Annotated in this window: 3 protein-coding genes; all 3 read right to left on the bottom strand. The window is 71.0% G+C overall.

The genetic code is table 11. The features are described 5' to 3' along the window. Positions 1-1,723 (bottom strand): type I polyketide synthase (locus K8625_RS43030; RefSeq protein WP_223786021.1); only part of this gene is annotated, 1,723 nt, incomplete at its 3' end. Next, positions 1,716-7,607 (bottom strand): type I polyketide synthase, encoded by a 5,892-nt coding sequence (locus K8625_RS43025; protein WP_223786020.1) that lies wholly within the window; start codon positions 7,605-7,607, stop codon positions 1,716-1,718. The genes K8625_RS43030 and K8625_RS43025, both read right to left, overlap by 8 nt. Before the next feature lie 46 nt (positions 7,608-7,653). After that, positions 7,654-10,593, bottom strand: a 2,940-nt coding sequence (locus tag K8625_RS43015; RefSeq protein WP_305070945.1) for a type I polyketide synthase, incomplete at its 5' end; no start/stop codon positions are given.

Raw genomic sequence — 10,593 nt, 5'->3', positions numbered from 1 at the left:
TCCCCTCGTGCTGCACTCCCTGCCCCGTGAAGAGCAGCACCACCTCCTCCGCCTTCCTCGCCTGTCCCTCCGCTCCCCTCTCCACCCCGCCACCGCTCGCGTACCTCGCAAGCTCCTCCCTCAACTCCTCTCCCGTCCTCCCCACCACCGCCACCCGGTGCGCGAAGCGTCCTCGCCCCGTGTTCGCCGTGAAGCACGCATCCCCCACCTCTTCTCCCAGCCCCTTCGCGTACCGCCCCGCAAGCTCCTTCAGCGCCTTCTCGCTCCTCGCTGACAGCGCCAGCACGTGCCTCGGCCTCTCCGCCCCTCCCTTCCTCTCCACCTCCGGCGCCTCTTCCAACACCACGTGCGCGTTCGTCCCGCTGGCGCCGAACGAGCTCACGCCGCCCACGCGCTTCCCGTCCCGCGCGGTCCACGGCGCGAGCTGGGTGGGAATCTCCACCGGGAGTTCGTTCCAGGGGATGTATGGGTTGCCGCGCTTGAAGTGCAGATGCGCGGGCACCTCGCCGTGCTTCAACGAGAGCACGAGCTTGATGAGCCCCGCGATGCCCGCCGCGTACTCGAGGTGACCGATGTTCGTCTTCACCGAGCCGACCTGGAGGGCCGCGGCGCCGTCTCGCTTCTCGCCGAACACCGCGCCCAGCGCGCGCAGCTCGATGGGGTCTCCCAGCGACGTGCCGGTGCCGTGCGCCTCCACGTAGCCCACCTGCTTCGGGTCCAGGCCCGCGTCCGCCAGCGCCTGACGAATGACCGCCTGCTGCGCGAGCCCGTTGGGCACCGTCAAATCACTGCTGTGCCCATCCTGGTTCACCGCGGTGCCACGGATGACGGCCAGGACCTGGTCCCCATCCGCCTGCGCATCCGAGAGGCGCTTGAGCACGACCATGCCGCAGCCCTCGCCCCGGCCGTAGCCATCCGCCGCGGCGTCGAACGTCTTGCAGCGCCCATCCACGGCGAGCATGCGCGCCTTGCAGGTGGTGATGGTGCCCTGCGGCGTCAGGATGAGGTTCACGCCGCCCACGAGCGACAGCGAGCTCTCCCCCGAGCGCAGGCTCTGACACGCCAGATGGACCGCGACGAGTGACGAGGAACAGGCGGTGTCCACGCCGAGGCTCGGCCCCTGTAGGTCGAAGAAGTGGGACAGCCGCCCCGTGGCGAACGTGAGCAGGCTGCCCGTGAGGTAGCTCGCATCGATGCTCTCGGCGCCCTTGCCCTGGATGAGCTGGGTGTAGTCGCCGGTGGCGCCGCCGATGAACACCCCCGTCTTGCTGCCCGCGAGGCTCTGGGGCGCGATGCCCGCGTGCTCCAGCGCCTCCCAGGCCACCTCCAGCAGCAGCCGGTGCTGGGGGTCCATGTTCACCGCGGAGCGCGGAGGAATCCCGAAGAAGTACGGGTCGAACAGGTCCACGCCCTCCAGGAACGCGCCGTTGCGCGTGTACATCTTCCCGGGCTTGGAGGGGTCCGCGTCGTAGTACGCGTCGATGTCCCAGCGGCTCGGCGGCACCTCGCCCACCGCGTCCGTGCCCGCTCGCAACATCCGCCAGAAGGAGTCCGCGTCACTCACGCCGCCCGGGAACCGGCAGCCGATTCCGATGATGGCGATGGGCTCCGCCGTCTTCTTCTCCGGGACGCTCTCGCCCACCGAGCGAAGGAGCATCCTGGCGAGGTTCACCCGCTTCTCAGGGGAGAGACCACGCACCAACTTCTCCATGACGTCACTCATTTGAGCCCTCACCAGGGAAAGACTGTGCAAGTGATTGCAGCGCGGTCTCCGACAACCGCTCTGCTTCACTCAGCAGTTCGAAGATGGCTTCGTCCTTCAACAACGGGTCCACGTCGGCGACAGCGGCGCCGGCGAGCGCCACCTCGGGCCGAGCGGGAAGGAGCACCGCGAGCGCGGGGACCTCCTTCGCCAGGAAGTCGGTCAACTCCGCCACCGTCGGATAATCGAACGCGAGCGTGGACGGGAGCTTGTGGCGGAGGCTCCGCTCCAGGTGGTTCTTCAGCTCGACGGACATGAGCGAGTTCATGCCCATCTGGAAGAAGCCCTGCCCCGGCGCCAGGGAGGAGGGCTCGGCGCCCAGGACCCGCGAGGCCTCGCCGCGCACGAAGTCCTGCAACACGTTGCGGCGGCGTCCCAGGGGCGCCTCCTCCAGACGGCGAAGCAGCTCGGAGGTGACCGAGCCCTGCTCCAGGGGGGCCTTCGGGGCCGGCGCCCCCACGGAGATGTGCTCGAGCAGAGGGCGGTGTCGCCGTGCCTCCTGCAGCGGCTTGAAGCGGCTCCAGTCCACCGACGCCACGGTCCGCTGGGTGACGCCCGCGCCCACCAGGCGCTCCAGCAACGTGAGCGCCGCCTCGGTCGGCATCGCCTCCAGGCCCACCTGCGAGAAGAAGCGCTGAGCCTCCTCGGAGCCCGCCATCCCGCCTTCACTCCAGCGGCCCCAGTTGATGCACGTCGCCGCCAGTCCCTGGGATTTGCGGTGGTGCGCGAGGGCGTCGAGGAAGTGGTTCGCCGCCGCGTACGCGGCCATCCCTTGCGAGCCCCACACGGAGGACGCCGAGGAGAACAGGACGAAGCAGTGGAGTGGGAGGTGACGGGTGAGTTCGTGGAGATTCCAGGCGCCCATCGCCTTGGGTTGGAAGACGGACGAGAGCACCTCCGGGCCCGTCTCCTTCAACGCGCGGTGCGCAGAGACACCCGCCGCGTGGAAGATGCCCACGAGCGGAATGGGGCCCTGTCCGCATGCATCGATGAGCGCGCGCACCTGGTCCGGCTCACCGACGTCGCACCGCACGTAGCGAACCGATGCCCCTTGTGCCTGGAGTCCGCGCAGCGCCTGGACCTGCGACGTGAGCGGGCTGTCCGACGGGAGCGCTGCCCAATCGCTCGGGGCGGGGAGCTCGGTACGACCCGACAGGAGCAGGTGCCGGACGCCGTGGGCCACCAGTGACTTCGCGACCTGGAGCCCCAGTCCTCCCAGACCTCCGGTGATGAGGTACGCCCCGTCGCTCCTCCAGGGTGACTTGCCCGCAGGAGGAAGCTCGCCACGGACGAGTCGGGCCACGTGCCGCGTCTTCCCACGCAGGGCGAGCTGGTCCTCGCCGTCCGGCTCACACAGCTCCTCGCAGAGCGCGTCGACCTCTTGTGCGTCCGGAGAGGCGGAGAGGTCCACGAGCCCGCCCCACAGCTCGGGGTGCTCCAGTGCGAGCACCCGACCCGCGCCCCAGATGGGTGACTGCGTCACGGAGATGGGACCTCCGTCGCCGACGGACTGCGCGCCTCGCGTGACCCACCACAGCCGCGTGTTCGCGCCCACGCCTCCGCCCAGCCGCTGCACCAGCGTCAGCAGGCTTCCACAGCCGAGCCCCAGCGTCGTCGCGTCCGGCGCCATGCCGCCGAGGTCGAGGTTCCACAGGTGCACCACACCTCGGAAGGGGCCGCCGCCCTCCGAGGCCAGCGTCTCCAGCACCCGCTGCCAATCCGCGGGGTCCGTCGGGTCGACCCGCGCCGCATCGGCTCCGCGCGTCCGCTGCCCCTCGGCGGGGTTCGTCGACTCGACGCGCGCCGCATCGGCTGCGAGTCCCTGCGCACCGGGCTCCGCGTACAGCAGCGTGCAGCGCTCGCCCCGGGCTCGCAGGCGCGCGGCCAGCGCCTCTCCCGTTCCCGTGCGGTCACAGAGAATCAACCACCGGCCCGTAGCCTCACCCTTCCGCTGCGTCTCGGACTTCGACACGCGCGGCTTCTGGGGCCACGTCACCTCGTAGACCCACTCGCGTGAAGCGAGCGGCGCCAGCCCCTCCAGCTCGGAGTCCTCGGCGGGCGCCGCCCAGGCCCCCGCGTCCTCGAACGCGGTGAACGGGGTCAGCGACGCCAGCTTCGCGCGGTTCACCCTCGCCAGGTACGGCGCCCCCGCGTGCTCGTCCTTCTGGGCGACGAGCAACGCATAGCTCATCAACCCCTTGTCGAGCGCCTTGCCGAAGTTGCGCATGGCATCGAAGTTCCGCTTCACCAGGTCACTGAGCTTGAACCGCTCCGCCACGACCTCCAGGTGACGGTCGAACCCCGGGTCCTCGAGGAAGCACGCGGCCTCCCGGCTGATGTCCACGCCCTCCACCAGCCGGAAGCGGTGGCGCGCCAGCAACTCCGCCCACTCCTCCGCGTTGACGTTGTACGACGCGGTCTCCTCGACGTTGATGGCCGACACGCCATTGGCGACGAAGTCGGCGAGCAACAGGAAGCCTCCGTTGTGGAGGCTCCGGGAGAGGTTCGCGAACAGCGCCTTCTTGTCCGCGACGTGGGTCGCGACCTCGAACCCGAAGGCCACGTCGTAGCGGTCCGGGAAGGCCTCCTTCGCGCTGTCACGTGCGAAGACGCGGACACGCTCCTGGAGCCCACGCGCCCGCACCCGCTCACCGTCGATGGCCGCCTGCTCCGCGGAGATGGTGTAGCCATCCAGCCGCAGGTGCGGGAACTTCCGCGCCAGCGAGATGAGGTCCGAGGCGTACCCGCAGCCGAAGTCGAGCACCTTGCGCACCGAGGACCAACGGACGCCCCGGAACAACACGGAGCGGAGCCCACGCTGCCCCTCCAACAGCAACTCCGTGTGCTCCGGTCGCTCCGGGAGTCCGTAGACGCTCAGCAGCCACGAGAAGCCCGGCACCGGTCGACGCTGGATGCCGAAGGTCAGGTAGACCTCGTCGGGCGCGAGCACCCGCTCCCGCTCCACGGAGTCGTCGTAGAAGCGGGACGGCGTGCCGTCGGCGTGCTCGGACTTCACCGTGTCCAAGGGCACCTCCATCACCTCCGGACGGGAGTCGACGGGGCGCGCCACGTTCCGGAGCGCGGCGGGGCGCGGCTCCAGCCAGAAGCGGGAGCGCTGCCAGGGGTAGCCCGGCAGGGGCGTGCACTCACCCGGCTCCGGGTACACCGCGCGCCAGTCGATGGGATGCCCCGCCGTGTGGAGCGCGCCGAGCGACTGCAACAGGACCTCCAGCTCCCTCTCGTCCCTGCGCAGCGAGGGCAGCACCAGCCCCTCCGTGCGCGACGCTCCGACGATGCGCTCGATGGACTGCGTCAGGATGGGATGAGGGCTCAGCTCGACGAAGACCTGGTGCGGGCTGGCGAGCAGCTGCTCGATGACCGGAGAGAACAGGACCGGCTCACGCAGGTTGCGCTGCCAGTAGCTCGCATCCCAGTCCGTCCCGTCCGTCAGTCCTCCGGTCACGGTGGAGTACACGGGCAGGTTCGCCGCGCGGGGCTGGAGCCCACCGAGCGCCTCGCGCAGCTTTGGGAGCAGCGAGTCCACCTGGGGCGAGTGGGAGGCGACATCCACCTTGATGGCCCGACAGAAGACGTTGCGGGTCCGCAGCCGCTCCATGACCTCCTGCAAGGCCACGGAGTCTCCCGCCAGCACCGTCGTCGTCGGACCATTGCTCGCCGCGATGGACAGCCGGTCCTCGAAGCCCGCGAGCACGGCCCGCGACTGCTCGAGCGAGAGCCCCACGAGCGCCATGCCGCCCTGCCCCCGGACGCGGCGGAGCAGCGCGCTCCGGCGGCAGATGACCCGCGCCGCGTCCTCCAGGGTGAGCACGCCCGCCACGCAGGCCGCGGCCACCTCGCCCATGCTGTGGCCCACCACCGCGTCCGGATGGATGCCCCAGGCGCGCCACTGCGCGGCGAGCGCCACCGAGATGGCGAACAACATCGGCTGGATGACGCCGATGTCCTCCATCCACGAGGCGTCGTCCTTCTTCTCCAGCAACGCCAGCAGGGCGAGGTCCCCGTGCGCCCGCATGGCCCGCTCGCAGTCCTCCAGCGTGGCGCGGAACACCGGGGACACCCGGAGCAGCTCCCGCGCCATCGTGGGCCACTGGGAGCCCTGTCCCGAGAAGACGAACACCACCTTCGGCCGACGGGGCGAGGCCCGCCGATGGGAGACCGCCGGAACCGGCTCGCCTCGGAGGAAGGCCCCCAGGTGCTCCGCCAGCTGCTCGCGCGTGCGCCCCACCACCGCGAGCCGGTGCTCATGGTGGCTGCGTCGCGCGCTCGCCGTGTAACAGATGTCCTCCAGTCGTCCCGGCGCTCCGGCCAGCCAGGTCTGGTACTCGCGAGCGAGCTGCTGGAGCGCGTTCTCGTCGCGAGCGGACAGCGGCAGCAGGTGGGCGGGGCGCTCGGGCGACTCGGTCGGACGCGCGGACTCCCGCTCCGGCGCCTCTTCGACGAGCAGGTGCGCGTTGATGCCGCTCAGCCCGAAGGAGCTGACGCCCGCCACGCGCCTGCCGGACGCCTTGTCCCAGGGACGGAGGCGGGTGGGGATGGAGATGGGCACCTCGCTCCAGGGGATGGCGGTGGTGGGCCGCGCCAGGTGGAGGTGGGGCGGAATCTCGCGGTGCTGGAGCATCAGCACCACCTTCATCAATCCGGCGATTCCAGCCGCGGCCTCCAGGTGCCCGACGTTCGTCTTGATGGAGCCCAGGCCGAGGGGCCGTGAGGCGTCCCGCCCCGGGGCGAACACCTTCTGCAGCGCGCGCACCTCTATCGGGTCGCCGAGCGGTGTCCCCGTCCCGTGCGCCTCGACGTAGTCCACCTGCGCGGGCTCCACGCCCGCGTTGGCCAGCGCCCGGCGAATCACCGCCTCCTGCGCGGGACCGCTCGGCACCGTGAGGCCACCACTGGGACCGTCGTGATTGACCGCGCCGCCTCGGATGACGGCCAGCACCGGGTCCTTGTCCGCGAGCGCGTCGGAGAGCCGCTTGAGCACCACGACACCGCAGCCCTCGCCACGCACGTAGCCGTCGGCCGCGGCGTCGAACGTCCTGCACCGCCCCGTCGGAGACTGGGAACGGAGCCGCGACGAGACGATGTGCCCGTCCGGGGCCAGGATGACGCTCACGCCCCCCGCGATGGCCATGTTGCTCTCGCGAGCGCGCAGGCTCTGACAGGCCAGCTGCACCGTCACGAGCGAGGAGGAGCAGGCGGTGTTCACCGCCATGCTCGGCCCCTGGGCGCCGAGGATGTACGAGATGCGCCCGGCCATGAAGCTGGAGTCGTTGCCGAACGCCAGATACGCGTCCATCAGCGCCGGGTCCGCCTGCTGCGCCTGGAGCTGGGCGTAGTCGTTGAGCATCACCCCGACGAACACCCCGGTGAGGCTGTTCGCGATGCGCTCCTGCACCTGCCCCGCGTTGGCGAGCGCCTCCCACGTCACCTCCAGCATCAACCGCTGCTGGGGGTCCATGCTCGCCGCCTCGCGAGGCGCGATGCCGTAGAACCGGGCATCCAGCTCATCGAGCCGGACGCCCTTCAGGAAGCCCCCCCAGCGCGTGTACATCTTCCCTTCCGCCGCGGGGTCCGGGTCGTAGTAGTCGTCGATGGCCCACCGGTCGGGAGGCACCTCGACGATGGCGTCACCGCCGCCACGCAGCAGCTCCCAGAGCGCCTCGGGGTGGTTCGCGCCGCCAGGGAAACGGCACCCCATGCCGATGATGGCGATGGGCTCGCGCTTCTCGCGCTCGCTCGCCTCCAGCCGCGCTTGCATCTTCTCCAGTGCGACCAGGGCGCGAGCCAGGCGTGCACTGTTCTCGTGCGGGTCCAAGGGGCTGCTCATCGTCGTGCCTCTCTCATGAACGTCGGGGCAGGCAACCGCGGGGGGACTAGCTCTCACCCATCAGCTTCTCGAGGGCCGCGAGCTTCTCGTCGAGCAGCGACCCCAGCTCCTCCTCGGGGCGCCGCTCCAGCTCCGCCAACGTCGGGCCCGAGTCCTCCACCGGCGCTGTCGGCGTGGTGGGGACGAGGGGGCCCAGCTCGAAGACCTCGAGCGCCAGGTGCTCGGCCAGCGACTCGATGCTGGGGTGCTCGAACACCAGCGTGGCCGCCAGGGGGCGCTCGAGGCCCAGGCTCGCCTGGAGACGGTTCTTCAGCTCGACGGCCATGAGCGAATCCAGGCCCGAGTCGAACAGCCGCAAGCCCCCCGACCTCGGCGCGGAGGCATCCCAGCCCAGCACCTGGGCGACCTGCTGGTGCACGTGCTCGAGCAGCAGCTCCTGCTGACGCCCTCGCGGCAGCCCCTTCAGCCGCGCCCGCATCGGCGACGCCGTCGCGCGGGGCATGCCCGCCCGAGCCTCGTCGAGCAGGCCCGACAGGACCTTCGGCGCGCCGACCTCTCCGAAGCGCCGCAGGTACCGGGGCCACTCGATGGGCAGCACCGCGACCTGCGCGCGGCCCGACTCCATCGCGTGTCCCAGCAGCTCCAGTCCCTGCTCCGGTTCAATCCACTCGAACCAGCGCCGCGCCTCCGGCACCTCGAGGGCCGCCGCCATTCCGCCGCCAGTCCAGGGGCCCCAGTTGATGCTCACCGCGCTCAGGCCGAGCGCGCGACGGTGGTGCGCGAGCGCATCCATGAACGCGTTCGCGGCGGCGTAGTTGCCCTGCCCCGCGGCCCCCAGCAACGAGGCGGAGGACGAGAACATCACGAAGAAGTCGAGCGGCAGCTCCAGCGTCTGCTGATGGAGGTTCCAGCTTCCGCGCTGCTTCGGTGCGAGCACGCGCTCGAAGCGGGCCCAGTCCTGGTGGAGGAGCGTCGCGTCCTCCACCACACCAGCGACGTGCATCACGCCGCGCAGCGGTGGAGCGTCGCCGGAGAGGGTGGCCAGCGCCCGCGCGACGTCCTCGGGTCGCGAGACATCCCCTCGCACGCACTCGATTCGCGCCCCGGCCGACCGAAGCGACCGCAGCGCCGCCTCAGCACCAGGGCTCGCCTCGTTGCGTCCCATCAACACCAGATGGCGTGCGCCGCGCTCCACCATCCACCGGGCCACGTGGAGGCCCAGGGCGCCCAGGCCACCCGTGATGAGGTAGGTCGCATCCCGTCGGAGTTGTGACACGGAAGGCGTCGTGCGCGAGGCCACGTCACCACGCACGAGGCGGGCCACGTATCGCCGTCCGCGCCTGATGGCGACCTGCTCACCCTCGGGAGTCCGCAGCAGCTCGTCCCGCAGGGAGCGGAGGTCCTCGTCCTGCGAGTCGCCATCCAGGTCGATGAGCGCCCCCCAGGACTCCGGATGCTCCACCGCGAGCGTACGACCCAAGCCCCAGAGCGCCGCATGGGCCAATGAGGGAGGCGCCGTCTCGTGCCCCGTGCGCTGGGTGCCGCGCGTCACCAGCCACAGGCGAGGCGGCGGCGTGCCTCCACCACGGCTCAACGCCTGGACCAGATGGAGCGCCCCCATGCAGGCCAGGTCCTGGGTCGACGGCGCGGACAGCCCGCCCCCGAGCCCCCACAGGTGCACGATGCCCCGACACGGCTCGCCCCCCGTCGCGGTGAGGTCCTGGAGCAGTCGCGAGAAGTCCTCGGCCCGGGTCGGGTCGACCGCGTACGTCCCGCCCTCACGCGCCTCGTAGGTGCTCCCCGCAAGGACCCGGACGCAGCGAGCGCCCCGCGCCTCCAGCGACTTCGCGAGGTCGTCCGCCAGACCGCCCCCATCCGCGAGCAGCACCCAGGTGCCACCCGAGGTCGCCCCGTCCGGGAGCGCCGTCAAGGAGCGAGGCTCCCAGGCGAGTTCGTAGGTCCAGTCCCGCCCCGTGCCGAGAATCCGCCGCAGCGCGGAGCGGCTCACCTGTTGGAAGCGCAGCCCCACCAGCTCGACGCACACCCGTCCAGCCTCGTCGAGGATGCGGACATCCCCGGTCGACATGCTGCCCCCCCGCATCGAGACATGGCTCCAACACGTCGTCCCCGGCTCGCTCCAGACCACGAGCCGCTCCAACCCGACGGGAAGGACGAGCACGTCCTCGGGGGTGTCGCGGCCTTCGCCCAGGAAGAGGGCGCCGCAGACCTGGAGACACGCATCGAGCATCGCGGGGTGCAGTGGGCCTCCCAACGTCTCGGCCGTCAGCGTTTCGGGCCGTCGCACCTGGCCCAGCGCTTCACCTTGTCCCAGGCGGATGCGCTCGAGGCCCTTGAAGGCCGGGCCGTAGTGGATGCCGCGCGCGTCTAAGTGCGCGTAGAGCTTCGCCGCGGGGACCTCCGCGGGACACCGCGCCAGCAGCTCCGAGAGCGGGCGTGGCTCGGGGGTGACGACGTCGGCGCGCGCCCTGGCGAGACTGCCCGATGCGTGCAGGGTCCAGCTCGGCGCCTTCGTGCCTCGGGTGCCCTCGTCTTCCGCGCTTAAGAGCTGGAAGGTGTACGTGTCATCACCGCTCGGAGACACGACGAGCTGGAGGACACGCTCGGCGGCACCACGCAGGACGAGCGCGTCGTGGATGAGCAGTCCGTCCACCGGATGCGCACCAGCGCCCAGGAGTTCGACGGCCGCGGCTCGCGCCAGCTCCATGTAGACCGTGGCCGGCAGCACCGTCGCACCGTGCACCTGGTGCTCGGCGAGGAACGGCATCGCGCCGGTGCCCACCGACGACTCGAAGACCGTCTGCGTGAGCGCGGGAGAGCGGAGGCGTCGACCCAACAACCCCGCGCCACCCGAGGTCAGCGTCGCGGCGCGAGCGTTCTCACGAGGGCGCTCGACCCAGTAGCGCTCACGCTGGAAGGGATACGTCGGCAGCGCCACCCGTCGGCGCGCGTACCCCTTGTCCACCCC

This window comes from Myxococcus sp. AS-1-15 (assembly GCF_020037055.1).
GTDB classification, from domain to species: Bacteria; Myxococcota; Myxococcia; order Myxococcales; family Myxococcaceae; genus Myxococcus; species Myxococcus fulvus.
Note: the sequence above shows the minus strand (reverse complement) of the source record. Positions and strands in the feature narration are given on the sequence as shown.

Coding starts and splice junctions, on each gene's coding strand:
- K8625_RS43025 (WP_223786020.1), bottom strand. CDS start 7,607: ATGAGCAGCCCCTTGGACCCGCACGAGAACAGTGCACGCCTGGCTCGC.